At 67.5% G+C, this 25,676-nt stretch carries 23 protein-coding genes, 1 rRNA gene and 1 pseudogene; 9 read left to right on the top strand and 16 right to left on the bottom strand.

What is annotated here, in order from left to right:
• Nucleotides 1-106 precede the first annotated feature (106 nt).
• The gene (locus BLR03_RS19470) at nt 107-1,804 is read left to right on the top strand and encodes a sensor histidine kinase (RefSeq protein ID WP_091255788.1); all 1,698 of its coding nucleotides are present in this window, start codon (nt 107-109) and stop codon (nt 1,802-1,804) included.
• Entirely contained in the window at nt 1,801-2,535 is a 735-nt protein-coding gene (locus BLR03_RS19465; RefSeq protein ID WP_091255786.1) for a response regulator, read from the top strand. Before BLR03_RS19470 ends, BLR03_RS19465 begins: the two co-directional genes overlap by 4 nt.
• Before the next feature lie 157 nt (nt 2,536-2,692).
• On the opposite strand, the gene BLR03_RS19460 is transcribed toward BLR03_RS19465, so the two are convergent.
• On the bottom strand, nt 2,693-4,591 hold the full coding sequence (locus BLR03_RS19460) for a propionyl-CoA synthetase (protein ID WP_091255784.1): 1,899 nt from the start codon (nt 4,589-4,591) through the stop codon (nt 2,693-2,695).
• Nucleotides 4,592-4,780: 189 nt separating this feature from the next.
• Here BLR03_RS19460 and BLR03_RS19455 point away from each other — a divergent pair, with 189 nt between their 5' ends.
• From BLR03_RS19455 to BLR03_RS19440, 4 genes are all read left to right on the top strand, one after another.
• Nucleotides 4,781-5,422, top strand: a complete 642-nt coding sequence (locus tag BLR03_RS19455) for a GntR family transcriptional regulator (RefSeq protein WP_091255782.1) — start codon at nt 4,781-4,783, stop codon at nt 5,420-5,422.
• A gap of 10 nt (nt 5,423-5,432) precedes the next feature.
• A complete protein-coding gene (locus BLR03_RS19450; protein WP_091255780.1) occupies nt 5,433-6,953 on the top strand; it encodes an MmgE/PrpD family protein in 1,521 nt (506 codons plus the stop codon).
• Nucleotides 6,953-7,855: a methylisocitrate lyase gene (prpB, locus tag BLR03_RS19445; RefSeq protein ID WP_091255778.1), complete on the top strand. Its 903-nt coding sequence runs from the start codon at nt 6,953-6,955 to the stop codon at nt 7,853-7,855. The genes BLR03_RS19450 and prpB overlap by 1 nt, the downstream gene beginning before the upstream one ends.
• 62 nt (nt 7,856-7,917) lie before the next feature.
• The gene (locus BLR03_RS19440) at nt 7,918-9,057 is read left to right on the top strand and encodes a bifunctional 2-methylcitrate synthase/citrate synthase (RefSeq protein WP_091255777.1); all 1,140 of its coding nucleotides are present in this window, start codon (nt 7,918-7,920) and stop codon (nt 9,055-9,057) included.
• Between the two features lie 84 nt (nt 9,058-9,141).
• Here BLR03_RS19440 and BLR03_RS19435 read toward each other — a convergent pair whose 3' ends face one another.
• The 13 genes from BLR03_RS19435 to BLR03_RS24985 form a co-directional block, all read right to left on the bottom strand.
• Nucleotides 9,142-10,053, bottom strand: coding sequence for a hypothetical protein (locus tag BLR03_RS19435; protein WP_091255775.1), 912 nt, complete (start codon nt 10,051-10,053; stop codon nt 9,142-9,144).
• Nucleotides 10,054-10,232: 179 nt separating this feature from the next.
• Nucleotides 10,233-11,567 (bottom strand): RodZ family helix-turn-helix domain-containing protein, encoded by a 1,335-nt coding sequence (locus BLR03_RS19430; RefSeq protein ID WP_139184603.1) that lies wholly within the window; start codon nt 11,565-11,567, stop codon nt 10,233-10,235.
• The gene (locus tag BLR03_RS19425) at nt 11,560-12,069 is read right to left on the bottom strand and encodes an RNA polymerase sigma factor (protein ID WP_091255772.1); all 510 of its coding nucleotides are present in this window, start codon (nt 12,067-12,069) and stop codon (nt 11,560-11,562) included. Before BLR03_RS19425 ends, BLR03_RS19430 begins: the two co-directional genes overlap by 8 nt.
• Nucleotides 12,070-12,135: 66 nt before the next feature.
• Entirely contained in the window at nt 12,136-12,624 is a 489-nt protein-coding gene (locus tag BLR03_RS19420; protein ID WP_091255770.1) for an 8-oxo-dGTP diphosphatase, read from the bottom strand.
• A 67-nt stretch (nt 12,625-12,691) separates the two neighbouring features.
• Nucleotides 12,692-13,726, bottom strand: coding sequence for a site-specific tyrosine recombinase XerD (gene xerD, locus BLR03_RS19415; RefSeq protein WP_302846604.1), 1,035 nt, complete (start codon nt 13,724-13,726; stop codon nt 12,692-12,694).
• Entirely contained in the window at nt 13,723-14,388 is a 666-nt protein-coding gene (locus tag BLR03_RS19410) for an NUDIX domain-containing protein (protein WP_091255766.1), read from the bottom strand. The genes xerD and BLR03_RS19410 overlap by 4 nt, the downstream gene beginning before the upstream one ends.
• 27 nt (nt 14,389-14,415) lie before the next feature.
• The gene (locus BLR03_RS19405) at nt 14,416-16,215 is read right to left on the bottom strand and encodes a CTP synthase (RefSeq protein WP_091255764.1); all 1,800 of its coding nucleotides are present in this window, start codon (nt 16,213-16,215) and stop codon (nt 14,416-14,418) included.
• A gap of 87 nt (nt 16,216-16,302) precedes the next feature.
• Nucleotides 16,303-18,039 (bottom strand): DNA repair protein RecN, encoded by a 1,737-nt coding sequence (recN, locus tag BLR03_RS19400; protein ID WP_091255763.1) that lies wholly within the window; start codon nt 18,037-18,039, stop codon nt 16,303-16,305.
• 3 nt (nt 18,040-18,042) lie between these two features.
• A complete protein-coding gene (locus tag BLR03_RS19395) occupies nt 18,043-19,068 on the bottom strand; it encodes an NAD kinase (protein WP_091255761.1) in 1,026 nt (341 codons plus the stop codon).
• A 22-nt stretch (nt 19,069-19,090) separates the two neighbouring features.
• Nucleotides 19,091-19,903, bottom strand: a complete 813-nt coding sequence (locus tag BLR03_RS19390; RefSeq protein ID WP_254788597.1) for a TlyA family RNA methyltransferase — start codon at nt 19,901-19,903, stop codon at nt 19,091-19,093.
• A complete protein-coding gene (locus BLR03_RS19385; protein ID WP_091255758.1) occupies nt 19,900-20,274 on the bottom strand; it encodes a hypothetical protein in 375 nt (124 codons plus the stop codon). The genes BLR03_RS19390 and BLR03_RS19385 overlap by 4 nt, the downstream gene beginning before the upstream one ends.
• A 9-nt stretch (nt 20,275-20,283) precedes the next feature.
• Nucleotides 20,284-21,273, bottom strand: coding sequence for an HAD-IIA family hydrolase (locus BLR03_RS19380; RefSeq protein WP_091255756.1), 990 nt, complete (start codon nt 21,271-21,273; stop codon nt 20,284-20,286).
• A gap of 4 nt (nt 21,274-21,277) precedes the next feature.
• Entirely contained in the window at nt 21,278-23,230 is a 1,953-nt protein-coding gene (locus BLR03_RS24985; protein ID WP_091255834.1) for a hypothetical protein, read from the bottom strand.
• A gap of 359 nt (nt 23,231-23,589) precedes the next feature.
• On the opposite strand from BLR03_RS24985, the pseudogene BLR03_RS24980 reads away from it, so the two are divergent.
• The 3 genes and pseudogenes from BLR03_RS24980 to BLR03_RS19365 form a co-directional block, all read left to right on the top strand.
• A pseudogene (locus BLR03_RS24980) lies at nt 23,590-23,916 on the top strand (MFS transporter); the annotation flags it as partial.
• Between the two features lie 20 nt (nt 23,917-23,936).
• The gene (locus BLR03_RS24520; RefSeq protein WP_091255755.1) at nt 23,937-24,347 is read left to right on the top strand and encodes an alpha-L-rhamnosidase C-terminal domain-containing protein; all 411 of its coding nucleotides are present in this window, start codon (nt 23,937-23,939) and stop codon (nt 24,345-24,347) included.
• A 28-nt stretch (nt 24,348-24,375) separates the two neighbouring features.
• Complete coding sequence (locus tag BLR03_RS19365) at nt 24,376-24,621, top strand: family 43 glycosylhydrolase (RefSeq protein WP_091255753.1); 246 nt, start codon at nt 24,376-24,378, stop codon at nt 24,619-24,621.
• A 22-nt stretch (nt 24,622-24,643) separates the two neighbouring features.
• Here BLR03_RS19365 and BLR03_RS19360 read toward each other — a convergent pair whose 3' ends face one another.
• Together BLR03_RS19360 and rrf are read right to left on the bottom strand one after the other, a co-directional pair.
• Complete coding sequence (locus tag BLR03_RS19360; protein WP_091255752.1) at nt 24,644-25,258, bottom strand: TetR/AcrR family transcriptional regulator; 615 nt, start codon at nt 25,256-25,258, stop codon at nt 24,644-24,646.
• Nucleotides 25,259-25,395: 137 nt separating this feature from the next.
• Nucleotides 25,396-25,512 (bottom strand): 5S ribosomal RNA (rrf, locus tag BLR03_RS19355).
• Between the last annotated feature and the right edge of the window lie 164 nt (nt 25,513-25,676).

The following is a 25,676-nucleotide window of genomic DNA, read 5'->3' as shown; positions in this document are numbered from 1 at the left end:
CGCGGTCCCGGCTGTGGTCCTCGCGGCCATTCGTGTGTGTAACCCATCATTGTTGACGGGGTGACGCACATCACCCTTGCGTTCATATTGGTCATGGAAGGTGTTGATGATCCACCGCTGGAGCATCGCGCGGAGGCTGTTTGTGGCCCAACTGCTGTTCATCGTGGCGCTGACGGCGATCGTGGGAACCGCCACCTTCGTCGACGCCCGCGATCACGCCTACGACGAGGCCGGACGCCGGATGGAAGGCATTGCCACCGCCGTGGCGGACGCTCCCTTCGTCGTGCAGGCGGCGAGCGCCGCCGACCCGTCCGCCCTGCTCCAGCCGTATGCCCTGAAGGTCATGAATGATGCCGACGCGGATTTCATCACGATCATGGCGCCGGACCGGACCCGGTGGACGCATCCCCGGGACGAGGAACTGGGCAAGGCCTATATCGGGTCGATCGATGAGGCCCTCAGCGGCCGGGTGTTCACGGAGGTGGTGGCCGGCACCCTCGGTCCGTCGGTGCGCACGATCGCCCCGGTCAAGGATGCCGACGGCAAGGTCCGGGCGCTCGTGGCCGCGGGCGTGACCGTCCGGACGGTGGATGTGGCGGTCTCCAGCAGGCTGCCGGCGTTGCTGGCCATTGCCTTGGCACTGCTGGTCGTCGGTTCTGTGGCGTCGTGGCTCCTGGGGCGGTACCTGCGCCGCGTGACACGAGGCTGGGGTCCTGAGGAACTGGGCCAGCTCTTCGCCTACTACGAATCGGTGCTGCATTCGGTGCGTGAGGGCGTGATCCTGATCGATCCGAAGGGCAAAGTGGTGATGTACAACGACCAGGCCGCCGAGCTGCTGGGGCTGCCTAAGCAGTCTTCCGATGGCAATCCCGCTGCCGGCACCGCAGGACGCGGGCGCCAGACGGCGCCGTCCCTTTCGGATTTGCCGCTTGCACCCAGCCTCAAGGAACTCTTCGAATCAGGACGGACCGCCCTCGATGAGATCCACCTGACCGGATCCCGGGTCCTGGTGGTGAACCAGGGACCGGCGGTGGGCCCTGCATCGGCCGCGGGCCGCCAGCGGAGAGCGGCTGTCGGCGGCTCGGTCCACGGCGCACACGTCTACGGGACGGTGGCCACCATCCGGGACCGGACCGAAATTGAATCCCTCGGCAGCGAACTGGAAACGATGCGCACGCTCTCAGACGCCCTGCGCGCCCAGACCCACGAGCACGCCAACCGGCTCCACACGATCGTCTCCCTGATGGAACTGGGGCGGGCCCCCGAGGCACTGGACTTCGCCACGAAGGACCTGGAACTGAGCCAGCGCCTGACCGATGACCTGGTGGGTTCCATCGAGGAGCCGGTACTCGGCGCCCTGATCATGGGCAAGGCGGCCGAAGCGCACGAACGCGGCGTCGAACTGACCCTCAATACCGGCGGATCCACGGCCGTGACGGGGCTCGCCGTGCAGGACCTCGTGGCTATCCTGGGGAACCTGCTGGACAACGCGATCGACGCCGCGGCCGAGGCACCGCCTCCCAGGCTCGTGGAGCTGTCCGTCGTGACCACCGGGGCCGCCCTCGAGATCACGGTGGAGGACAGCGGCCCGGGAATTGACCCCGCGGCCGTGGACGACGTCTTCCGGCACGGCTTCAGCACGAAGACGCCGGGACCCTTCGGGCGGGGCCTGGGCCTGGCCCTGGTCCGCCAGGCCGTGCATCGACTGGGCGGTACGATGACAATCACCAGCCCGGCCGGAGCCCTATTCCGCGTCACGCTGCCGGTCACAACACTGCCGGTCACAACAGAGGAACAGCCATGAGCGACATCCGGGTGCTCGTCGTCGAAGACGAGCCCATCGCCGCCGCGGCGCACGCCGCCTACATCGAGCGGCTTGACGGTTTCACCCTGGCCGGAACCGCGCCCGACGGGCAGTCCGCCCTGCGCCTGCTCACGGACTTCGCGGCGGCAGGCAACCCGGTGGAGCTGGTGCTGCTGGACATGAACCTCCCCGACCTGCACGGGCTGGACATCGCACGACGGATGCGGGCGGCCGGCCTCTTCGCGGACATCATCGCCATCACCGCCGTGCGGGAATTGAACATCGTCCGCAGCGCGGTGGCCACGGGCGTGGTCCAGTACCTGATCAAGCCCTTCACCTACGCCACGTTCGCGGACAAACTCGCCAGCTACCGGCTGTTCCGGGAACAGCTCGCCGGCCCCCGGACGGGAAAGCCCGGGGCCGGGGCCTCCCAAAGTGATGTGGACCAGGCATTTGCGAGCCTGCGGGCCCCCTCCGAAGTGTCGCTGCCCAAGGGTTTGTCCGTCTCCACGCTGGAATCCGTCAAGGACTTCATCTCACGGCAGTCCGGGGCGGTGTCAGCCAGCGAGGTCATGGCGGCGCTCGGCATGTCCCGGGTCACCGCGCGGCGCTACCTTGAGTACCTTGCCGACGCCGGAACAGTATCCCGCGCCGCGCGGTACGGCACTCCCGGCCGCCCGGAGAACGAATACCGCTGGAACCGCCCGCCGTCGTCAGCGGCGCGGCCATAACCAGCACTGCCCCGCGGCCACTCCCCCACCGGGCGTCACGCAGCGCAGAGTTTCGGGATGGCTATTTCGGCACGACGGCGGATTCCCGCCCTCGTGCCTTACGAAGGGCCTGCGGAGGAGCCCAAAAGCCTGCCCTGCGTGACGCGGGACTAGCCCGTCAGTCGGCGGCGGCGGGGCGCAGGGTGCCCAGCAGCCGGTCAATCACGCCGGCGTCCTCAATCGTGGACGGCACCACGTAGTCGTCGCCGTCGGCGATCTGGCGCATGGTCTTGCGCAGGATCTTTCCGGAGCGGGTCTTGGGCAGGGCTTCCACCACGGTGACGTGCTTGAAGTCGGCCACGGCGCCGATGTCCCTCCGGACCAGGGCGATGAGGTCCTTGACCAGGATCTCTTCCGGTATGTCGACCCCGGATTTGAGGACCACGTAGCCGCTGGGGCGCTGGCCCTTGAGCGGGTCGGCGAGGCCGATCACGGCGCATTCGGCGACGGCCGGGTGCTGGCCGATCACCTGTTCCATAGCGCCGGTGGAGAGCCGGTGTCCGGCGACGTTGATGATGTCATCGGTGCGGCCCATGACAAAGAGATAGCCGTCCTCGTCCCGGTAGCCCGAGTCGCCCGTGGCGTAGTAGCCCTCGAATGCCTGGAGGTAGGAGGAAATGTAGCGTTCGTCGTTGCGCCAGAGCGTGGTCAGGGTGCCCGGCGGGAGCGGCAGTTCCAGGACGATGTTTCCTTCCGTGCCGGCCTCGACGTCCTCGCCCCCGCCGTCGACGACGTTGAGCCTGAAGCCGGGCATCGGGACGCTGGGCGATCCTGCCTTGATCGGCAGCCCGTCCAGGCCGCGCGGGTTGGCACAGATGGCCCAGCCCGTCTCGGTCTGCCACCAGTGGTCCACCACGGGGACGCCGAGGATCCGGGAGGCCCAGTGGAAGGTGTCGGTGTCCAGCCTCTCGCCGGCGGCGAAGAGCGTGCGCAGGCTGGAGATGTCGTAGTTCTTGAGCAGCTGCGCCTCGGGGTCGGCTTTCCGGATGGCCCGCAGAGCGGTGGGCGCGGTGAACAGCACGTTGACCTTGTGGTCCCGGATCACCCGCCAGAATGCGCCGGCGTCGGGGGTCCCCACCGGCTTTCCCTCGTACAGCACCGTGGTGGCACCGGCCAGCAGCGGCCCGTACACGATGTAGGAGTGCCCCACGACCCAGCCGACGTCCGAGGCCGTCCACATGACGTCGCCGGGGGCGACGTCGTAGATGTTCGCCATGGTCCAGCTCAGGGCCACGGCATGGCCGCCGTTGTCCCGCACCACGCCCTTCGGCGTTCCCGTGGTGCCCGAGGTGTAGAGGATGTAGAGGGGATCGGACGCCTTCACATCGACAGGCGCGGCGGGCTCGGCGGACGCCATCTCAGTGTCCCAGTCGAGCCACCCGGGGTGGTCGGTCACCGACGCGGCGAAGTCTTCCCTGGCTTTGACCAGCACCGGGGTGTCCGGGGCGCCGGCGATGCCGAGGGCCTCCGCGACGGCGGGCAGGTATTCAATCCGGCGCGAGGGTTCGATACCGCCCGACGCCGTCACCACGGCTGCGGGGGCGGCGTCCCGGATGCGGGCGGCCAGCTCCTTCGGGGCAAAGCCGCCGAACACCACGGAGTGCACGGCGCCGAGCCGGGCCGTGGCCAGCATCGCGATGGCGGCCTCGGGGATCATCGGCATGTAGATCACCACACGGTCGCCCTTGCCGACCCCGCTGCGGCGTAGGACACCGGCGAACCGTGCCACCAGCTCCGTCAGTTCGGCATAGCTGAAGCGTTTCTGCGTGCCGAGCATGGCGGAGTCGTAGATCAGGGCGTCCTGTGCGCCCCTGCCCTCCGCCACGTGCCGGTCGAGCGCGTTGTAGGACGTGTTCAGGACTCCGTCGGGAAACCAGTCGTAGAGCGGCGCCCTGCTGGCATCGAGGGCCTGCTGGGGCCCGGTGGACCAGGAGATCCCCCGGGCAGCGTCCAGCCAGAACTCTGCGGGCTGTTCGAGGCTACGTTTGTAGGCGTCCCGGTAGCTCTTGGTGACCATGAGATACATCCTGTCCACGACGGTGTGATGCAGCCCATGGTAAACCGTGGCGGACGGGCACCACAAGGGTTATGTATACAAGCATGGCCAATTTCTGCACTCTATCCACCGACTACTGGGCAAAGTGCCCTTGCGTGTATACACTGGTTTGTGGCCACCCCCAAAGGGCTCAGCAACGAAGGAGGCAGGATGCGCGCCAGCGACAAGGCTTACGCGGCACTGCGCGACGACATCATCGAATGGCGTCTCCTGCCCGGCACGGTCCTCGCGGAGGTGGAACAGTCGGAGCGTCTCGGCATCTCGCGCACCCCGCTGCGCGAGGCCCTGAGCCGGCTCACGGCCGAAGGGCTGACGACGACGGCGGGCGGCCGCGGCGTCGTCGTGACCGATATTTCCCTGGACGACATCGACGAACTGTTCGAATTGCGTGAAACCCTCGAAGGGAAGGCCGCCGCCTTGGCCGCCGAGCGCGGCGACCGGGCGACCTTCGACCAGCTCCGGCACGAGCTGCTCCAGGCCCCGGAACTGATCGGCGGCGAGGACCCGGCCCTCCATGAGTACTACGAACTCGTCGGGCGGCTGGACGCTGCCATCGACGCAGCCATCTCCAACGCGTACCTCGCCCAGGCCATGCGCAGCCTCCGCGTCCACCTCGTGCGCGTCCGGCGCCTGGCCGCCGACGACGCCGCCCGGCTGACCGCCGCCGCCGCCGAGCACGCCGCCATCGCCGAGGCGATCGCCGCCGGCAACCCGCGGCTGGCCGAGGCCGCCACCACGCTTCACCTGCACCGTAGTCTTTCCCACGTCAAAGCCACGCATACACCTCACTAAAAGGAGCACCATGGTCAAGGAACACCACGTCCGCGTTTACAAGAGCGAGGAAAACCTGCCCCGCGAGGACCAGCTTGCCCACAAGATCGCCACGGTAGCCGCGGATCCCGTGGAGGTCACCGATGAGGTCACGGACATGGTGATCAACCGGATCATCGACAACGCCTCGGTGGCCATCGCCTCGCTGAACCGTGCCCCGATCGTCGCGGCCCGGGCCCAGGCCCTCACCCACGGCCCGACCACCGGCGGCAAGGGATCGAAGGTCTTCGGCATCGAAGAGCGCGTGGCCCCGGAGTGGGCCGCCTGGGCCAACGGCGTCGCAGTCCGTGAGCTCGACTATCACGACACCTTCCTGGCCGCGGATTACTCCCACCCGGGCGATAACATTCCGCCGATCCTCGCCGTCGCCCAGCACGTCGGCTCCAGCGGACATGACTTGATCCGCGGAATCGCCACCGGCTACGAAATCCAGGTCAACCTGGTCAAGGCCATCTGCCTGCACAAGCACAAGATCGACCACGTGGCCCACCTCGGCCCCTCCGCGGCGGCCGGCATCGGCACCCTGCTGGGTCTCGACGTCGAGACCATCTTCCAGTCCGTCGGCCAGGCCCTGCACACCACCACCGCCACCCGGCAGTCCCGCAAGGGCGAAATCTCCACCTGGAAGGCGCACGCCCCCGCGTTCGCCGGCAAGATGGCCGTCGAATCCGCGGACCGTGCGATGCGCGGCCAGACCTCCCCCGTGCCGATCTACGAGGGCGAAGACGGCGTGATCGCCTGGATGCTCGACGGCCCGGACGCCTCCTACATGGTGCCTCTGCCCGAGGCCGGCGAGGCCAAGCGCGCCATCCTGGACACCTACACCAAGGAGCACTCGGCCGAGTACCAGGCGCAGGCCTGGATCGACCTGGCGCGCAAGCTGCACGGTGAACACCCCGAGGTCACGGACCCGGCCAACGTCGACTCCGTGCTGATCAAGACCAGCCACCACACGCACTACGTGATCGGCTCCGGCGCCAACGACCCCCAGAAGTACAGCCCCACGGCCAGCCGCGAAACCCTGGACCACTCCATCCCGTACATCTTCACCGTCGCCCTGCAGGACGGCGCGTGGCACCACGTCGATTCCTACGCCCCGGAACGCGCTGCCCGCCCGGACACCGTGGAGCTGTGGCACAAGGTCACCACCGTCGAGGACCCTGAATGGACCCGCCGCTACCACTCCCTGGACATCGCCGAGAAGGCGTTCGGCGGCACCGTGGTCATCACGCTCAAGGACGGCACCGTCATCACGGAGTCGATCGCCGTCGCCGACGCGCACCCGCTGGGGGCCCGGCCGTTCGCGCGGGAGCAGTACGTCAACAAGTTCCGCACCCTCGCCGCCGGTCTCGTGGCCGACGAGGAGATCGAGCGCTTCCTCGCCGCCGCCGCGCGGCTTCCCGAGCTCGCCGCCGGTGAGCTGGACCAGCTGAACATCCAGGCGGCCGACGGCGTGATCGACCTCGCCGCCGCCCCGAAGGGACTCTTCTAATGCTGTACTCGAAGACCACACCGGAGCAGAAGCGGATCCGGTTCCGGGAGCTCCTGGCCTCCGGCACCATCCAGCAATTCCCGGGCGCATTCAACCCGCTCTCGGCCCGGCTGATCGAGGAAAAGGGCTTCGCCGGCGTCTACATTTCCGGCGCCGTCCTGGCCAACGACCTCGGCCTGCCGGACATCGGGCTGACCACGCTCACCGAAGTCGCCACCCGGGCCGGGCAGATCGCCCGGATGACAGACCTGCCGTCCATCGTGGACGCCGACACGGGCTTCGGCGAGCCGATGAACGTGGCACGGTCCGTCCAGGAACTCGAGAATGCCGGCCTGGCCGGCTGCCACATCGAGGACCAGTTCAACCCGAAGCGCTGCGGCCACCTCGACGGCAAGAATGTGGTGGACCTCGAGACCGCCACCAAGCGGATCCGCGCCGCGGCCGACGCGCGCCGCGACCCGAACTTCCTGATCATGGCCCGGACCGACATCCGCGCCACCGACGGTCTCCAGGCCGCCCAGGACCGGGCCAAGGCCCTGGTCGAGGCAGGGGCCGACGCGATCTTCCCGGAGGCCATGAAGGACCTGAGCGAATTCCAGGCGATCCGCGACGCCGTCGACGTCCCCATCCTGGCCAACATGACCGAATTCGGCCAGAGCGCACTGTTCACAGTGGACGAGCTCGCCGGGGTCGGAGTCAACATGGTGATCTATCCGGTCACCCTTCTCCGTAGTGCCATGGGGGCTGCGGAGCGTACTCTGGAATCGATTAAGGCCGACGGAACCCAAGAGGCACAGGTTGGGAGCATGCTGACCCGTGCGCGTTTGTACGATCTCGTTGATTATGAGGCTTACAACCGTTTCGATACCGGAGTCTTTAATTTCCATATCCCAGGTCAGTAAGCCCCGCATGGAACCGCCGGCACGCGCCGGTATACAGGCGTTAGGAACAAAGGAGTTTCAGCATGGCTGAACAGGACATAAAGAAGGGCCTCGCCGGCGTCGTGGTGGACTACACCGCGATCTCAAAGGTCAACCCGGACACCAACTCGCTGCTCTACCGCGGCTATCCCGTCCAGGAACTGGCAGCCAAGTGCAGCTTCGAGGAAGTCGCCTACCTGCTTTGGAACGGCGAACTGCCCACCGCGGAGCAGCTGGCCGAGTTCACCGCGCGGGAACGCGCCGGACGCCCCATCGATCCCGTGGTCAAACAGGTGGTGGACGCGTTGCCCACCACCTCGCACCCGATGGACGTCTGCCGCACGGCAGCCTCCGTCATGGGCGCACGGCACCCGCTCGCGGAGGACTCCTCGCGCGAGGCCAACATGGCCAAGGCGATCGACCTCTTCGCGGCGATGCCGGCGATCGTGGCCTACGACCAGCGCCGCCGGCACGGTCAGGACGTCGTGGCGCCCCGCGACGATCTGGGCTACTCGGCGAACTTCCTGTGGATGGCCTTCGGCGAGGAACCGGTCCAGGAAGTCGTGGACGCCTTCAACGTCTCGATGATCCTCTACGCCGAGCACTCGTTCAACGCCTCGACCTTCACGGCCCGCGTGATCACCTCAACGCTCTCGGACCTGCACTCGGCCGTGACCGGGGCGATCGGCGCGCTCAAGGGCCCGCTGCACGGCGGCGCCAACGAGGCCGTCATGCACACCTTCGACGAGATCGGTATCCGGCAGGAGGAGTCGCTGGACGAGGCCCACGCGCGGGCCAAGGCATGGATGGAAGACGCCCTGGCCCACAAGCGCAAGGTCATGGGCTTCGGCCACCGCGTCTACAAGCACGGCGACTCGCGGGTGCCCACCATGAAGGCGGCGCTGGACAAGATGATCGCGCACTACGGCCGCCCGGAGCTGTTGGGTCTCTACAACGGCCTGGAAACGGCGATGGACGAGGCCAAGGCGATCAAGCCGAACCTGGACTACCCGGCCGGCCCGACGTACCACCTCATGGGCTTCGATACCCCCACCTTCACTCCCCTGTTCGTCGCCAGCCGCATCACGGGCTGGACGGCGCACATCATGGAGCAGCTGGAATCGAACTCCCTGATCCGGCCCCTGAGCGAGTACAACGGCGTCGAGGAACGGCACCTGCCGTAACTTTCGAACAACGCACGACGGCGGGCCGGTCACCCTTCAGGTGGCCGGCCCGCGGCGTTGTGCCTCGGCGATTTGCCTGTTGCGTTAGCCTACGTTGATTTTCAGGGAGGTAATCATGCGCTTTGCGTTCACGTACTCGGGCGTCTGCATGTAAGCCTTCGCCGCTTCCAGCGAGGGGAAGATCTTGGCGCCCTTTCGGTTGCCGTTCTGTTCGGTCCCGCCGGAGTTAACTTGGACGGCGTCGGTGAAATAGTAGAACGGCGATTCGGCCGGCCCGGTGACCACGTTGTAGAACATGCAGGACGTGCCGTCCTTCCCGGCCACCCTGTCTGTGATGCCGTACGAGGCCGTCACGCGGCCAGGCTCCTGCAGGGCCCGGATAGCAAACCGCGGGGTGATGGTGTCGGCGGCGGACGCGTTGTAAGGCAGCGCCAGTTCCATCGAATCCAGGACGCTGTACGGGACAGGATTCTGGCACGCGCCGCCGAGCCCGGCGCCGGCCCCGAAGTGCAGTGACGCCACGACCATGCCCGTGGCGTCCGCGACGTCGACATCCACGTTCGGTGCCCCGCCGGTGCCCGGCGTCGGCGCGACAGTCCACTGGGCCGGGTAGTCGAAGCTGACTTTTCCACCGGCGCTCGTGTAGGTCCGCCACTCTTCCGGTTCCGGCGCCGGCGCGGCAGAGGTCACGGCGGCTGACGCTGACGACGACGGGCGCTCCGTCTCCGTGGCAGTCGCCGTCACCGTCGCCGTCGCCGTCGCCGTCGGTGTCAGTGTGGCCGGGGATGCCGCTGTGGCTGCCTGCCCGGCAGCCGGCGATCCTGCACCGGCCGGGCCGCAGGCTGTGGTGCTTACCATCATGGCCGTGGAAAGAGCCAGCCCCGCTGCCACCCGGGGCCATAGGAGGCGGCGGGCAGGCTTCGCGGCGGAATGCTGTGCGGTTTCCGCTCCGCCGACGGCAGCCTCTGTTGTGATGTTGTCCTTGGTCGAATTCATGTACGTCCCCCATCGTGCTGTTGGTTCTTGGCGTTGTTGAAACTGGTTCTTGTCGGGTGCGGCCGGGCACTTGCTGCCCGGCCGGGTTCCACCCCGCAGGCTGCCGGCCGGCCCGGTGCGGTGCTTGCCACACGGATCGGCTTGCTTTGTCCACCCGTTAGACGTCGTGGCTGCTGGTCCTAGCTGACCTTGGTGACGGTCAGCGAGGTGATGACCGTCTTGAGGTCCTTGTAGGCCTGGGTGCGGGTGAAGGCCAGGGCCTCGTCCATGGTCTGGAACTTGTAGAGGCCCCACGTGGCTCCGCCGAGGGGACGACGATCCGCGAAGCTGTAGAACTTCAAAGAATCCGGGCCTTGTACCGCGAAATCAAGGACGCAGCCGATCCCGTCCTGCCCGGCGATGCGGTTCGTGATCCCTATCCCCGCTTGGACGGGACCTCCGTCATTTGCTGCTGAGGTCATGGCGACGTAAGCGAACCTCGGGGCTCCCTGTGCCGGCGCTTCCGGGTCGACCGGGAGTCCTGCCATCGGCTGGCTGTCGAGGACCTTGTAGGGTGCGTTGTTGAGACACCCGCTGGTGGTCCAGTCATTGGTATCGCCGAAGGCCAGCCGTGCCACTTCCTTGCCGGCGGAATCCGTGAGAGAAGTTCCTTCACCATTGGAGAGGGCGTTGCTCGCCGCGGTACCGGCGAGTTGCCAGGCAGCCGGGTAGTTGAAGGCCAATTTATAGCCCGTGGACCAGTACTGGTAGGTTTTGATCCCTCGAGCGGCCAGGCTGCCCGGTTCCGGGGCCCCGACCAGAGCCGTCCGGAGCTCCACGGGAATTCCCTTGGATGCGAATTGCCCGTCCATGTACTGTTCCGCCGTCAGCCGCTCATTGTTCGCTGCCGCCTGATCCCAGCCGGGCATGTTCGCCCACGGCTGGTCAGCGTCGATGATGTACTTGCGGTCAGTCAGCTTGGCCATCCAGAACCAACTGCCGGTGTCCGTCTGGCCGCCTGAGGCCGTCATGCTCAAGGCCATCCAGTCTCCCGCACAGCCCGCAACCTGTGCGGCAGGCAATTGGTCAGCGAACCAGCTCTGAACGCCGACCACGCTGTCCTTCGTGCAGGCTACGGGTCCGGTGGCGGCCGGCACGCTTGCCGCTGACGTCGGCGTCGGGGTCGCCGACGGCGACACGCCAGCCGATGCTGTCGCTGAGGCCATCGGAGAAGCGGTCGCCGTCGGAGTGACGGTGCCCGCCGGTACGGGGGCGGTGGTGAGGGAACCCAGGTTGGTCGCCACGAGGACGCCTGCCGTGACGGCCGCCGCCGCCAGTGTCAGCACGCCGGCCAGCCGGGCCCGCCTGCGCTTCCGGTCCGCGAGGGAAAAGACATTGTGCGGCAGGCTGTCGCTAAACTCCGCGGGCTCGGTGAGTATCCTGCGCAGGGTTGCCTCGCCGTCGGGAACGGCCGGATCGCCGTGCATGGGGTCCGTCGCGGAAATCATGTTCTTGATCGGATCCATCTCAGGCACCCATCTTCTGTGTCATCGTTTCAGCGCCTGCGGGCATGTGCCTGCGAAAGGCGGCGCGTGCCCGGTGCAGCCGGACCTTGGCGGCGGACTCGCTGCAGTGCAGCACACCGGCAATTTCCGCGATACTCAATTCATCCCAGTACGCGAGCTGGAGGATGTCCCGGTCCTTCTCCCGAAGGGCGGCCAGGGCGTCCTGGACCGCCACGTTGTCCGAGTCGCCGCCGAACCGGACCACCGCCGCGGAGCGCAGCTTGTCCTGGAGCGCCTCCTGCCGGTCCCGGCTCCGGTACGCGTTCCCGATCAGGTTGCGGGCGACCGTCAGGAGCCACGCGATATCCGTCCGGGGCGCGTCGTCCCATTTTTGCCACACCACCCGGAAGACATCGGCGGCGAGTTCCTCCGCCAGCTCTGCCGGCTCCACCCGCCGCCGGACAAATCTGTAGACCTGCGGATAGTTGTCTTTATGAATGGCGATAAACGCCAGCTCGCGCTCCGAAAGCACGCATCCCCCAAAATCAAATGTCCGAACTGCTGGATAACTGTATAGTTTCCGGCTTCCGGGCCGGGGTTACACGCCCCGCAAAGAATATTCCGCCGAGGCCACGGTCTCGTTGTCATCGTTCAGGATGATGACGGCGTCCACAGCGCGCTCCCCCAATGCCAGCGGCAGCCAGTGTTCGGCATCCTGCCACATGCGCGCCAACGGCAGGGACGTGACCGGGAACCATTCCGGGATGATTTCCTGGCTTTCGACCGGGTCGCCGGTCCAGCGGCGCGCGGTGAAGAGGCTCGTGGACATGTTCCATTCCGGCCGGGCGGGAAAGACGAACTCGATCAGTCCGGCGACGCGGAGATCGTGCTCCCTGACCACGATTCCGGCCTCCTCGAAAACTTCGCGGCAGGCAGCCTCCCCGTCGGACTCCCCCGGTTCCACATGGCCGCCGAGACCCACTATTTTTCCGACGCCGAACCCGGTCTTCTTGGTCCCGAGCAGGACGTGCGTCCCGGCGGCTTCGTCGCGTAGCAGGAAGCACAGAGTGACAGCTGTCGAATTCATGGATCAACATTAGCGCCCGGCCACGGTGGCTGGGGGCGCCCCGCCGCGGTTGGTCCGGGTGGCCGTCCTAGCCCAGGGCGCGCGGGTGCGCAGCGGCGTAGATCTCCCGCAGCGTATCAGCCGTCACCTGAGTGTAGACCTGTGTGGTGGTCACCGAGGCGTGCCCCAGCAGTTCCTGGACCACGCGGACGTCGGCACCGCCCTCCAGCAGGTGGGTGGCGAAGGAGTGCCGCAGGGTGTGTGGTGACACGTCCTTGGTGATGTTGGCCCTTTCCGCGGCCGACTTCAGGATGGTCCAGGCGCTTTGCCGGCTGATCCTGCCGCCGCGGGCGTTCAGGAACAGCGCCGGGGTGCCCTTGCCCTTGGCGGCCAGCAGGGGCCGGCCGCGGACCAGGTAGGCATCGAGGGCCCGTGCCCCGAACGATCCCAGGGGGACGAGGCGTTCCTTGGACCCCTTGCCGAAGAGCCTGACGATCGCGGGCCCCTCGCTGTCACCGGCCCCGCGCGAGGTGTGCAGGGACGAGGCGTGCAGGGAGATGTCGTCGACGTCGAGGCCCACGGCCTCGCTGATGCGGGCGCCGGTGGAATAGAGGAACTCGAGCAGGGCACGGTCACGCAGTCCGGTGGCCGTATCCGTGCCGACGGACTCGAGGATCCTCGTGACCTCCCCGACGCTGATCGCCTTGGGCAGACGCTTGCCGGGCATCGGCGGGTGGACGTCGCTGGCCGGGTCGGTGGGCGTGATGCCTTCCAGCGCCCAGAACTTGTGGAGACCGCGCACTGCCACGACGGTGCGTGCCGCGGACCGGACGCCGAGGGAGGATCCGCCGTCGGACCCGTCGGACAAGGCCTGGACGAAGCCGGTGACATCATGCCGGGTGACGTCCGCCGGGCGCTGGCGGCCCGAACGGGCGAGGTAGCTCGCGTACCGGGCAAGGTCCCGCCGGTACGCGGCCAGGGTGTTCGCCGCCAGTCCGCGTTCCACCCCCATGTGCTGCAGGTAGTCAGTGATGGCGCGGTCAATCTCCGTCCGCGGACGAACCGTCGGCGCCGGGGCGGGCGGTTCCAGCGTCTGCGGGCGGGCGATCAGCGCGTCGGTCATCGGCGCTGGCTGGGATGGGCCGGCCAGGGCGCGTCGGCCGGGCGGAGGCTTACGAAGTTGTCGGCGCGGGCGGCGGCGGCGGCAAGGACGCCGACGACGGCGGACGGGTTGTGGAGGCGGCCGTCCAGCACTGCCTGCACGGCCTCCTCCAGCGGCGTCCAGTGCAGTTCGATTTCGGCTTCCTCCTCGGTGCGGACGTGCCGCTCGTGTCCCGGCACCTCCCTCAGGCCGCGGGCCAGGTAAATGCGGATGGCCTCGCTGGAGGACCCCGGGGAGTTGAAGAAGTCGGCCAGCACGTTCCAGCGGTCCGCCACCAGGTCCGCCTCCTCGGCGAGCTCGCGGGCGGCGCCGACGACGAAGTCCTCGCCTTCGACGTCGAGCAGCCCTGCGGGGATCTCCCAGAGATCCATGCCGACGGGGTGCCGGTACTGCCGGAGCAGCAGGACGTCGCCGGCGTCGTTCATCGGGAGAACGGCTACGGCACCGGGATGGTCGATGTAATCCCGCACCAGGGTGTCGCCGTCGTCGTTGAGCTGGAAGCTGTCACTGACGACGTCCCAGATCCTGCCTTCATACACCTTGTGGGAAGACAAAAGACGGCGCGGGCTCGGTTCATCCGAAACCTGCCGTGCAGCATTGGGGGTCTCAGACATACCGGGCATCGCGCCGTCCTTTGATTCAGTTGGAAATTACTTGGACACTGCTGCCGACGAGGGCTTCGGGGCAACACCCGGGGCAGTAGCCAGGGCTTCTGCCGTGGCGCTGGTGCCGGCCGTCGATACAGCGTCGGCGGCGTGCTGGTGATCCAGGGCGGCCTTGACCAGGCCCGCGAAGAGCGGGTGCGGGCGCGTGGGCCGCGAGCTGAGCTCGGGGTGTGCCTGCGTGGCCACGTAGTACGGGTGGACGTCGCGGGGAAGTTCCACGAACTCGACCAGCTTGCCGTCGGGCGACGTACCGGAGAAGGAGAGCCCCTTGGCGGCAATCTGGTCCCGGTACTTGTTGTTGACCTCGTAACGGTGCCGGTGCCGTTCGCTGACCTTGGTGGCGCCGTAGGTTTCGGCAACAACGGAGCCTTCATCGAGCTTGGCTTCGTAGAGGCCCAGGCGCATGGTGCCGCCGAGGTCGCCCTTGCCGTCAACGATGTCCAGCTGCTCTTCCATCGTGGCGATGACCGGGTACTTGGAGTCCGGCTCGAACTCGGAGGAGGATGCGCCTTCGAGGCCGACCACGTTGCGGGCGTACTCGATCACCATGCACTGCAGACCCAGGCACAGGCCCAGGACCGGGAGCTTGGTTTCGCGGGCATACTTCAGGGCGCCCAGCTTGCCTTCGAGGCCGCGGATGCCGAAGCCGCCCGGCACGCAGATGGCGTCGACGCCGGCGAGGGACTGCACGGCGCCCTCACGGGTTTCGCATTCGTCCGAGGGGACCCAGCGGATCTTGACCTTGGTGTCGTTGGCGAAGCCGCCGGCGCGCAGGGCCTCCGTGACGGACAGGTAGGCGTCCGGCAGGTCGATGTACTTGCCGACGAGCGCGATCTCAACCTCGTGCTTGGGGTTATGGACGGCGTCGAGCAGCTTGTCCCAGCTGGTCCAGTCCACATCCTTGAACGGCAGGTCCAGGGCACGGACGATGTAGGAGTCCAGGCCCTGGGAGTGCAGGGTCTTGGGGATGTCGTAGATGCTGGGCGCGTCCGGGCAGCCGATCACGGCGTCGATGTCGACGTCGCACATGCGGCCGATCTTCTCGCGCATCGGCTGCGGGACCTCGCGGTCCGAACGGATCACGATTGCCTCGGGCTGGATGCCGATGGAGCGCAGCGCGGCAACGGAGTGCTGCGTCGGCTTGGTCTTGAGCTCCTGGGACGGCCCGATGTACGGCACGAGCGATACGTGGAGGAAGAACACGTTGTTGCGCCCGATGTCCTGGCGGACCTGGCGGGCGGATTCGAGGAACGGCTGGGACTCGATGTCGCCCACGGTTCCGCCGATTTCGGTGATGATGACGTCCGGGGCGTTTTTGCCCTCGGCCGGCAGCCGCATGCGCCGCTTGATCTCATCGGTGATGTGCGGAATGACCTGGACGGTGTCGCCGAGGTATTCGCCGCGGCGTTCCTTGGCGATGACGGTCGAGTAGACCTGGCCGGTTGTGACGTTGGCCGAGCCTTCGAGATTTTCATCGAGGAAACGCTCGTAGTGGCCGATGTCCAGGTCCGTTTCGGCGCCGTCGTCAGTGACGAAGACTTCGCCGTGCTGGAAGGGGTTCATCGTGCCCGGATCCACGTTCAGATAGGGATCGAGCTTTTGCATTGTTACAGACAGACCGCGAGCCCGCAGGAGGTGGCCGAGGCTCGAAGCCGTCAGTCCCTTACCGAGCGAGGACGCTACACCACCGGTGACGAAGATGTGTTTGGTCGTCTTGGACGAGCCCGGAAACCGGGAATTTACACGAGAGTTTGATCGCTGCACCACGGGGTTTGAGCTTATCATCAATTCGGCCTTCCACGGGTTCTTTGGCGGGATCCCGATGTGATTGTTGTCCTAGCGGCGGTCGTTGCTGCGGTAGTGGCGGGCCCCTCAGATCTGCGGGAGGAGCTTGGCGTCGTCCAGCAGCTCCTGGGCGTGGGCCTGGGCCGATTCCGAGTCCTCCTGGCCGGCGAGCATGCGGGCCAGCTCGCGGACGCGTTCGCCCTCGTCCAGCAGCTGCACGTCGCTCGAGGTGAAGCCGGTGGCGGTGGCGCCGTCAGCGCCCCGGACGGAGGTCTTCGTGACCCGGATGTGCTGGTTCGCGAAGGCGGCCACCTGCGGCAGGTGGGTCACCACCAGGACCTGGACATGCCGGGCCAGCATCGCCAGCCGGCGCCCTATCTCGACGGCGGCGCGGCCGCCCACGCCGGCGTCGACCTCGTCAAAGACGAACGTCGGGACGGGATCGACGGCGGCCAGCACCACCTCGATGGCGAGCATGACGCGGGAGAGTTCACCGCCCGAGGCCCCCTTGCCCAGCGGCCGGGCCGGTGCCCCGGAGTGCGGCTGGAGCAGGAAGGAGATCTCGTCGGCGCCGAAGGGTCCCAGCTGCTCCGTTGGTTCCACATTAATGACCAGGGTGGCGTCGGCCATGGCCAGGGCCGTCAGCTCCGCGCTGACCCGGGCAGAGAGGTCCTTCGCGGCCTTGGTGCGCGCCTTGCTGATCGCGGCGGCCTGCTTGCGGAGTCCGGCTTCGGCGCGGGTGACTTCGGCGTCCAGCGCCTCGATCCGGGTGGAGTCGTCCTGCAGTTCGTCGTACCGGGCGCGGGCTTGCTCGGCCCAGACCAGCACCTCGTCGATGCTCGGCGCGTACTTCCGAACCAGCTTAGCCAGCACCGCCCGGCGGTCCTCGATCTCGGCGAGCCGCTCCGGCCCCTCGGTGTCAAGGGCGGCCTGGTAGCTGGCCAGCTCGGTGGCGATGTCGTTGAGCAGGAAACCGACCTCTGCCAGGCGTACCGCGGCCGAGCCCAGCTCCCCGTCGTGTTCGGCGACGTGCTCCAGGGTGCGCTTGGCGGCATCCACCAAGGTGGTGGCGTCGGCATCTTCGCCGAAGTCCTCGGCGATGAGCGCCTGGTGGGCGGTGCTGGCCGCAATCCGCAGTTCCTCGACGTTGGCCAGCTTCACGGCCTCGGCCTTCAGGGCCTCGTCCTCCCCCGGCTGCGGGTCGACGCCGTCAATCTCGGCGAGGGCAGCCTGCAGCGACTCGGCCTCGCGGAGGCGCTCCCGGGCGGCACTGCGCAAGGCATCCAGTTCGCCCTGGCTGGCATGCCAGTGGGCGTAGAGCTCCTGATAGGCAGCCAGTGTTTTGGCGAGGCCGTCACCGGCGAACTTGTCCAAAGCGCCGCGTTGCGCCACCGCGCTCTTGAGCCGGATCTGGTCCGATTGCCCGTGCACGACCACAAGGGTTTCGCCGATTTCGGCGAGCACGCCGACCGGCGCGGCGCGTCCGCCCACGTACGCGCGGCTGCGGCCGTCGGCCCCGACGCTGCGGGCCAGCAGCAGCTCCGCGCGGCCGTCGAACTCCTCGATCTCCGCTCCCGCCTCGCGGGACCGCGCGATGGCGGCGTGTCCGGCGTCGAGCTTCAGCACGGCCTCCGCGGAGGCGCTCTTCGCGCCGCTGCGGACGGCGCCGGCGTCCGATCTGGCACCGAGGAGCAGGCCGACGGCGGTGACCACCATGGTCTTGCCGGCGCCGGTTTCACCGGTCACCACGCTGAGGCCCGGGCCCAGCGGCAGGATGGCGTCGGTGATGACGCCGAGGTCGCGGATTCTCAGTTCTTCAAGCATGGTTCACTTCGCAGTCGATGGATCGGGTGCGTCGCCGTGCCCTGCGTGGCGCGGCGAGGGCAGCGGCGGCATGGGACGGGGTGTGCGGATAATCGGGACGGGTCCGGTGTGGATGGCCCCCGCCTGCGGCATGGGGCCCCGCCAGCCCTGGATTGGCAGCTCGAATTTGCGGACCAGCCTGCCGGAGAAGGGGGTCTGGTGCGTCCTGGCCAGCCTCACCGGTGTGGCGGAGCGGGTCACTTCGACGCGCGCGCCGGGCGGCAGGTCCACGGAGCGGCGGCCGTCGCACCACAGCACGCCCTGGGCGTCGGTCCGGTTCAGGATCTCGACGGCGAGCCTGGACCGGGGCGAGACCACAAGCGGTTTGGCGAAGAGGGCATGGGCGCTGATGGGCACGATCAGCAAGGCCTCGACTTCGGGCCACACCACGGGGCCGCCGGCGGAAAACGCGTACGCCGTGGAGCCGGTGGGAGTGGCCAGGACGACGCCGTCGCAGCCGAAAGAGGTCAGGGGGCGTTCGTCGACCTCCGTGACCACCTCGAGCATCCGTTCCCGGTTGCCCTTTTCGATCGCCGCCTCGTTGAGGGCCCAGGTGTGCCAGATCTTCTGGCCGCGGACCCAGACCTGGACGTCGATCGTCATCCGCTCTTCCACCGTATATTCACGGCTCGCGATCCATTCGACGGTCTGGGCGAGGTCGGCCCGCTCGCTTTCGGCCAGGAAACCCACGTGGCCGAGGTTCACGCCGAGCAGCGGGACGTCGACTTCCCGGACGAGCTCGGCGGCCCGGAGGATGGTGCCGTCCCCGCCCAGCACCATGACGAGTTCGACGTCGGGCAGCTTCACGTGGTCGTGGAGGACCTCGACGGGGTGGTCGAGCCGGCCGAAGAAGCGGACCATGTCCCCGAGTTCGGTCTTCTGCATCACGGGGATCAGGCCGGAGCCATGCAGCTGGGCGCACGCCTCCCAGGCAGCCTTGAGGGACTCCTCGCGCCCTGTGTGGGCAAGGATGAGGACACGCCTGCTCATCGGGTTCCGCCTTCTGGTGGTACTAGTGGTTCGGCCAGATTGTTCCGAGCAACGCAGCAACGGCTGCGTCCCGCTCCTCGATCTTAGGCGGGACTTCCGACATCGCGCGTTTTATCCACAGGAAGTACTCGACATTGCCGTCCTGGCCCGGTAGCGGGCTTTGGGCGAGGCCTTTGAGGTCCAAGCCCGCATCCACCGCTGCGGCGGCCACCTTGCCGACGGCGAGCCGGCGCTCCCGCTCCGAGGTGACCACACCGGTCCTGCCCAGGCGATCCTTGCCGATTTCGAATTGCGGCTTGACCATGAGGACGAGGTCGCCGCCGGGTTCGGTGCAGGCTGCCAGCGGCGCCACTACGAGGGTCAGCGAGATGAAGGACAGGTCCGCCACGGTCAAGGCAGCGGGTCCGCCGATCTCCGCGGGCGTCATGTAGCGCACGTTGAGGCCTTCATGGACGGAGACCCGGGCGTCGTGCCGGATTTCCGGGACCAGTTGGTCGTGCCCGACGTCGACTGCGACCACGTGGCCGGCTCCGCGCCGGAGCAGCACATCCGTGAACCCGCCGGTGGACGCGCCGGCGTCAAGGCACCGTTTGCCCGCGACGTCGACGGCGGGAAAGGCGTCCAGGGCGCCGGCCAGTTTGTGCCCTGCACGGCTGACGTAGCCGTCCTCGGCGGAGGCAGCAACAGCCAGCGCGGTGTCCTCCGGAATCTGCAGGGAGGCCTTGGCGAGGACTTCGCCGCCGGAGCTCACCTTGCCCTCGGAAATCAGGCGGGCGGCGTGGGTGCGGGACCTCGCCAGCCCGCGGCTGACGAGGGCCTGGTCCAGTCGGCTCACGATCCCCCGTCCCCCGCGCCATGAATGCGGCGCGCTATGCCGGCGTCCGAAGCCACGTCTTCGTTCAGGGCCTCCAGCAGGGCATCGTGCATGCCAGCATAGGCCTCGCCGTGCTCGAAGACCGGCGTCAGCCGCACAGCGGCGAGCCGGTCCAGCACGGCACTGACAGCCGGGTCCTGGACCTGCGCCTGCCGCCCTTGTGTTTGGTGGGACGGCAGCGCGGGCCAGTCGATGTCGGCCGCGAGTGCCGGCGCTTCCCCAGCGGCGTCACGTGCCGCTCCGGACCCGGAGTCGCGGTCCGGCGCGTCATGCGGCGTCTGGTCAGGCTCCACGTTTGGCGCCGGGTGTGGCTGCTGGTTCTGCTCGGTCATGGGTCCAGTCTAGTGATCGAGCCACTCGAGGACCGGAGCCAGCGCGCTGGTCGTCTCGGGGTGCGCAGCCCACCAGGCCGAACAGGCGGCACGCCATGAATCGAGATCGGCGGGGTCGCCGGTGATGTGGACGGACTGGCCACGGACGATCGCCGAGGCGGTGCCGCTGCGGAACCGCCCGGCGTCGTGCTCCACAGCAGGGTACGGAGCGTACAGGCCGGTCAGGTCATTGATGAGGAAATCGGGGCGCTCCCTGGACCGTGCGGCGAGGATCGATTCCTTGGTGTCCACGCCGGTCAGGACAGCCACGGTGGCGAAACCGGCGTTATTGCCGCCCAGGATGTCGGTATCCAGGCGGTCGCCGACGACGAGCGGCCGGTCGGCGGCCAGCCGCTTGGCGGCGGTGTGGAACAACGGCGCCTCGGGTTTGCCGGCCACGATCGGGGCCTGGCCGGTTGCGGCGGCCACGGCCGCCACGAGGGTCCCGTTACCCGGCGCGATTCCGCGCGCCTGGGGAATGGACATGTCGGTGTTGGTCGCCACCCACAGTGCACCGCCGGCGACGACGTACGACGCCTCGGCAAGATCCTTCCACCCGAGGTCCGGGCTAAAGCCCTGGACGACGGCGACGGGGTTTTCCGCCGCGCCGCGGACGGGAACCAGGCCCACCAGCTCGATCTCGTGGGCCAGTGCGGCGCTGCCCGTGATGAGCACGCGCGCTCCGGCCGGCAGCAGCGATGCCAGCAGGGCTGCCGCCGCTTGTGAGGAGCTCACCACCTGGTGGTCCTCGGCGGGAGCGCCGAGCTCGCGCAGGTGCTGCGCCACCTGCGCGGGAGAGCGGGACGCGTTGTTGGTGACGTAGCCGAGTCCGACGCCTACACCGGCCAGCCGGCGCAGCGACTCCACCGCCCCGGGAATGGCGTGGGGTCCTGCATAGACCACACCGTCCAGGTCGGAAAGGAGGGCATCGAAGGTGGAGATCAGTGCGGGTCCGGTCATGCGACTAGTCCTCCACCCGCTCGCGCTGGGCCGTCTCGGTGTCTTCGACGACTTCCTGATCCGTGTTGGCGTCCGACTCTTCGTCGGTTTCGTCGTCGGAGTCATCGAGGACGTCGGCTTCGAGGGAATCCTGGTCCGACTCGGCGTCGTCGGACTCGAAGTAGCCGGCTTCGGCGTCGTCGGAGCCTTCGTCGATCGGGTTCAGGGCGGTCTCCGCCACAGCGGCGCCCGTGGCTTCGGCGGCAACAGCGGCGCCGGCGGCCCGGGGTGCGCGCTCGTCGGCCCCGGCGTGCGCGGCTGCGACTTCCTGGGCTTCCTGGACGCGGAGCCGGCGCTGGCGCTCTTCCTCACGCGCTTCTTCTTCCTCGTCCCAGCCGAGGTCGATGATGTCGGGTTCCTCTTCCGCCCCGAGGCCCAGTGCATTTTCGGCCACGACGGCCTGCCGCTGCCACTTGGCGGCCTCGGCCGCGCGGCCGGCGGCCGTCAGGGCTTCGGCGTATGCACGGAACAGACGAGGGCTGTAAGAAAAGGCACGGTTGATGTCCAGCTGCGCGATCTCCAGCTCGGATACCGCGGCATCGAGCTGTCCGAGGTCGGTGCGGGCACCGGCGGCGACGATAGCCAGTTCCACCTTGCCCGGGGCGTCGAGATCCTTGGCTTCTTCGGACCGGGCCATATCCAGGGCACGGTCCGGGCGGCCAAGGCCCCGCTCGCAGTCGGCCATGACCGGCAGGTGCATGTTGGAGCCGCTGATTCGCCGGTAGGTGCGGAATTCCCGCAGGGCTTCACCGTAGTGCCCGGCGGCATAGGCGGTCAGGCCGACAGCTTCGCGGACGGACGCAAGGCGGCCGCCACGGCGGCTGGCTGCGAGGGCGTGCTGGAAGGCAAGTTCCGGCTCCTCGTCCAGGAGCCGTCCCGCCATGACCAGGTGGCGGGCCACCCATTCTGCGCTGGTACCTTCGAGGGTCTTGATCTGGTGCTGCGTGGCGCGGTCAAGTTCCTTGCCCGTGACGTCCTCGTCGATCTGCGGTGATCGCTCACGGTCGGGACGGTTGGCGCTGCGGAGATCGGCGGCGTTCGGCACGCGCACGGGACGGTCCTCGGGGCGGTCACGGCCGTACTGGCGCGGACCCGAGTCGCCGCGGTCGAAACTCCGTGCCGGACGGTCTTCACGGTTACCGAAGGGCTTGCGGTTGTCGCCACCGGAATACGGCTTGCGGTCACGATCGCCGCCGCCGAAGCTGCGACCCGCTCCGCCTTCACGCGGAGCACGGTCACCATACGGCTTGCGGTCGCCGCCAGCATACGGCTTACGGTCACCGCCGCCATAGCTGCGCTGCTCGCCACCCTCACGCGGAGCACGATCACCATACGGCTTACGATCCCCGCCGGCATAAGGCTTACGGTCGCCGCCGCTGAAGCTGCGACCCGCTCCGCCTTCACGGGGAGCACGATCGCCATAGGGCTTGCGGTCGCCGCCGCCGGCATAAGGCTTACGGTCACCGCCGCCATAGCTGCGCTGCTCGCCACCCTCACGCGGAGCACGATCACCATACGGCTTGCGGTCACCGCCGGCGGCATAAGGCTTACGGTCACCGCCGCCGTACGGCTTGCGGTCACCGCCGCCGTAGCTGCGCTGCTCGCCACCCTCACGCGGAGCACGATCACCATACGGCTTCCGGTCGCCGCCGCCATAGCTGCGGCCCGTTCCGCCTTCACGCGGGGCACGATCGCCATACGGCTTCCGGTCGCCGCCGGCGTAGGGCTTGCGGTCGCCGCCGCCATAGCTGCGCTGCTCTCCACCCTCACGCGGGGCACGATCGCCATACGGCTTACGGTCATCCCTGGCGCGGAAGCCGCGAGGATCGCCGCCCGAGTTGCTCGTGCCGCGGTAGGGGGCCCCGCCAGTGTTGTCGCGGGCTTTGCCGCCGCGGTTTCCGTCGTTGTGCTCAGCCATGCTGGAATCCTCCTGTTGCGAGCTGACCACTGGCGCAATCGCAGCCGCTCTGTTCCGTGTTTCGTTTCCTACGCAACCCGAAATCAAGCGCTTCGAAGTCCGTACATCTCCCCCAATTCTAGGCGAGCAACCCGTCACGGACTAACGGCATCACACCAATAGGGCCCCGCGGTGGCAGGACTCACAGCAGCCGGCCGCGCAGTTCCGTCCCGGGTCGCCGGGTCCATCACCTCAATAGAAAAAACAGTGACTCCTCGGTTTTTTATGTCATACTTTCGCTAAGGTTTTTGCCGAAAGAGCCCAGTGACCGTCGGCGCCGTCTGGCAACCGGTTGAAACCACAATGACACAGGAGTCCCCGTGACCATCAGCATTGGCGCGGACGCGCCGGCAGCTACTGCCTTAACTCCCGTAGCCCGGCATCCCGCGTTCCCCCTGAAGCGGCCCGGGCTTTTCGCTGTGACCCTGATCCTGACGGCTGTCGCCATCTACTTCGCGTTCCTCACGCCGTCGATCGCGAGCCTCTCCATTCGGATCTTCGGGGTCGATCCGACAGGCAAGGCGTTGGGCCTCTCCACTGTCATTCTGATCGGCGCGCTGATTTCCGTCGTCATGTTGCCGCTGTTCGGCAGCCTGTCTGACCGCACTCGAGGGCGCTTCGGCCGACGCCGGCCGTGGCTTCCAGGGGCACCCCTTCCTGGCTCGGTATGCTCGCGAACGGCGCCACCACGGTCTGGGAGCGGTGGGACGGCATCGACCAAGGCGAGGTCCGGGGTTCGCTCAACCACTACAGCAAAGCCGCCGTCCTGTCCTTCCTCTACACGCAGGTGGCAGGCATTCGGCTCTCCGAACACCCCGCTGCCGACGAGGCAGCCTACCGTCAGGTCACGATCTCACCTGTCCCCGGCGGCGGACTCGACTGGGCACAGGCATCACTGCAGACCCCTCAGGGCTTGCTGTCCTCTGCATGGCGCATCGTCGACGGCGACTTCGTCCTCGACGTTTCGCTCCCGCCCGGAACCCGTGCCCGCGTCGAATTGCCGAACGGGACAGTTCTGGCGGCAGAAGGCGGTCAGCGGACCTTCAGCGTTCCACTTCATCTGAGTGTCCGCGCCTGACACAGTCCGCGCCTGACAAAGGAGGAACATGAGCAGCTTCACAAATCCCGTCCTCCGCGGCCACGCTCCGGACCCCAGCGTCGTTCGTGTTGGTGATGACTTCTATCTGGCTAATTCGAGCTTCGGGTTCCTCCCGGGAATTCCGATCTCGCATTCCACCGATCTGGTCACGTGGCGCGATGAGGGATCAAACGGTGGTACTGCCCGGTTCGGCCGGGTCCTCATCGAGGAACCCCTCAAGACAGTGCCCCCGGCGTTCGAAATCCCGTACTAGGCAACTTCACAGCCTCAACGAATCACACAGCCCGGAGGCGTTCCTTGAGGCTTTCGGAGAATTCGGCGACGCCGGCGACGATGTCGACTTTGCCGTTGGACAGGACCCATTGAACCTGCAGTCCATCACTGACTGCTATGCATTCCCTGGCCACGAGCTCCAGATCCACGTCATGGCGAATCTCGCCCTTGTCGACGGCCTTCTGCCACCGGGCAACCAGTGATGCCACTACGCCCTCGTACTGCGCCGCAAGCCGGGCGTGGGCGGGGCTGCGCGTGTCTGCCGCCTCTGAAATGGACAGCACAAAGAGTTCAATCAGACCCGGCTGCTCGGTAAAGCGACGTGTGGCTTCCACCATTTCGTCGAGGGCGTCCAGCCCGGAATCCGAGCCGGGCAGGGATTCCCACCAGGACGCCGTCTCCATGAGGCGCCGCTCGGCCACCGCCTGAAGCAGCACGTTCTTACTCGGGAAGTGGTGGGCCAGGCCGCTCTCACTGATGCCCACGGCTTCCGCGATGGCCGACATGGGGGTCGCGTAGTAGCCGTCCGCACCGAACATCTTCGTCGCCACGTCGATGATCTTTTCGCGACGCCGGACCCCGGTCGGATAACTGCCGCCGCTCGCCTTCAGTCCCATGCGTTTCACCGTAACGCAAGGTGGCAAAAACAAGGAATCAACGGTCCGGCTCCAGGCCTGGGCAGAACTTTCTGGGAGTGCGGTTAAATGCGGGAGGACCCCCAACGTGTGTTGGGGGTCCTCGACCTGTAATAGTGTTCCGGCGGTGACCTACTCTCCCACACCCTCCCGGGTGCAGTACCATCGGCGCTGTGGGTCTTAGCTTCCGGGTTCGGAATGGGACCGGGCGTTTCCCCCACGCTATGACCGCCGTAACCCTTGCTCCACCGCCTTGCACCCGGGGGGGTGTGGCGGGGAAATCTGTGGTTACAACCTGCTGCACCGGTGGTGCTGGTGCAGTTGTGGTGTTGTTTATGTTGTTGTGGTTTGTTCCTGTTGCAACGTGCCGCGGGTGCGGGTTTGTTGGTTGGGAACCACA

Source organism: Arthrobacter sp. ok909, from assembly GCF_900104405.1.
In the GTDB taxonomy this organism is placed as follows: Bacteria; Actinomycetota; Actinomycetes; order Actinomycetales; family Micrococcaceae; genus Arthrobacter; species Arthrobacter humicola.
Note: the sequence above shows the minus strand (reverse complement) of the source record. Positions and strands in the feature narration are given on the sequence as shown.

Coding starts and splice junctions, on each gene's coding strand:
- BLR03_RS19470 (WP_091255788.1), top strand. CDS start 107: ATGATCCACCGCTGGAGCATCGCGCGGAGGCTGTTTGTGGCCCAACTG.
- BLR03_RS19465 (WP_091255786.1), top strand. CDS start 1,801: ATGAGCGACATCCGGGTGCTCGTCGTCGAAGACGAGCCCATCGCCGCC.
- BLR03_RS19460 (WP_091255784.1), bottom strand. CDS start 4,591: ATGGTCACCAAGAGCTACCGGGACGCCTACAAACGTAGCCTCGAACAG.
- BLR03_RS19455 (WP_091255782.1), top strand. CDS start 4,781: ATGCGCGCCAGCGACAAGGCTTACGCGGCACTGCGCGACGACATCATC.
- BLR03_RS19450 (WP_091255780.1), top strand. CDS start 5,433: ATGGTCAAGGAACACCACGTCCGCGTTTACAAGAGCGAGGAAAACCTG.
- prpB (WP_091255778.1), top strand. CDS start 6,953: ATGCTGTACTCGAAGACCACACCGGAGCAGAAGCGGATCCGGTTCCGG.
- BLR03_RS19440 (WP_091255777.1), top strand. CDS start 7,918: ATGGCTGAACAGGACATAAAGAAGGGCCTCGCCGGCGTCGTGGTGGAC.
- BLR03_RS19435 (WP_091255775.1), bottom strand. CDS start 10,053: ATGAATTCGACCAAGGACAACATCACAACAGAGGCTGCCGTCGGCGGA.
- BLR03_RS19420 (WP_091255770.1), bottom strand. CDS start 12,624: ATGAATTCGACAGCTGTCACTCTGTGCTTCCTGCTACGCGACGAAGCC.
- xerD (WP_302846604.1), bottom strand. CDS start 13,726: ATGACCGACGCGCTGATCGCCCGCCCGCAGACGCTGGAACCGCCCGCC.
- BLR03_RS19410 (WP_091255766.1), bottom strand. CDS start 14,388: ATGCCCGGTATGTCTGAGACCCCCAATGCTGCACGGCAGGTTTCGGAT.
- BLR03_RS19405 (WP_091255764.1), bottom strand. CDS start 16,215: ATGATAAGCTCAAACCCCGTGGTGCAGCGATCAAACTCTCGTGTAAAT.
- recN (WP_091255763.1), bottom strand. CDS start 18,039: ATGCTTGAAGAACTGAGAATCCGCGACCTCGGCGTCATCACCGACGCC.
- BLR03_RS19395 (WP_091255761.1), bottom strand. CDS start 19,068: ATGAGCAGGCGTGTCCTCATCCTTGCCCACACAGGGCGCGAGGAGTCC.
- BLR03_RS19385 (WP_091255758.1), bottom strand. CDS start 20,274: ATGACCGAGCAGAACCAGCAGCCACACCCGGCGCCAAACGTGGAGCCT.
- BLR03_RS19380 (WP_091255756.1), bottom strand. CDS start 21,273: ATGACCGGACCCGCACTGATCTCCACCTTCGATGCCCTCCTTTCCGAC.
- BLR03_RS24985 (WP_091255834.1), bottom strand. CDS start 23,230: ATGGCTGAGCACAACGACGGAAACCGCGGCGGCAAAGCCCGCGACAAC.
- BLR03_RS24520 (WP_091255755.1), top strand. CDS start 23,937: ATGCTCGCGAACGGCGCCACCACGGTCTGGGAGCGGTGGGACGGCATC.
- BLR03_RS19365 (WP_091255753.1), top strand. CDS start 24,376: ATGAGCAGCTTCACAAATCCCGTCCTCCGCGGCCACGCTCCGGACCCC.
- BLR03_RS19360 (WP_091255752.1), bottom strand. CDS start 25,258: ATGGGACTGAAGGCGAGCGGCGGCAGTTATCCGACCGGGGTCCGGCGT.